1 protein-coding gene is annotated in these 443 nt (G+C 59.6%); it reads left to right on the top strand.

The features are described from left to right. On the top strand, nt 1-443 hold a 443-nt coding region (locus EIP85_RS22635; protein ID WP_164871876.1), incomplete at both ends, for a sensor histidine kinase.

Below are 443 nucleotides of genomic sequence, written 5' to 3'. Positions count from 1 at the left end.
GCGCTCAAGCTCATGGCGTCCGGCAAGATGGGCCAGATCGAGGAAAGACCGCTCGGATTGATCCAGGTCGCGCTTCGCAATGTCGAACGCCTTGTCGTGATGATCAACGATCTGCTCGATCTCGAAAAAGTCGCGGCGGGCAAGATGGAGATGAAGCTGCAGCCAACCGATGTCTCGAAGGTGCTCGAAGACGCCTTGGCGTCGAACGAGAGCTATGCTGCGGAGTTCGGCGTCCGGCTGATCCGCATCGGAACCAAAGCCTCCGTTATCGTCGATGCGAACCATGACCGGCTTGTTCAGGTTCTGAACAACCTGCTGTCGAACGCGGCGAAGTTCTCTCCGAGGGGAGAGACGGTCGAGGCGGAACTACGGAACACGCGAGGGGCGGTCCAGATCATCGTCAGGGATCACGGGGCGGGAATACCTGAGGAATACGGGGACCG

It is taken from the genome of Solirhodobacter olei (genome assembly GCF_004010155.1).
Taxonomy (GTDB): domain Bacteria; phylum Pseudomonadota; class Alphaproteobacteria; order Rhodobacterales; family Rhodobacteraceae; genus Solirhodobacter; species Solirhodobacter olei.
Note: the sequence above shows the minus strand (reverse complement) of the source record. Positions and strands in the feature narration are given on the sequence as shown.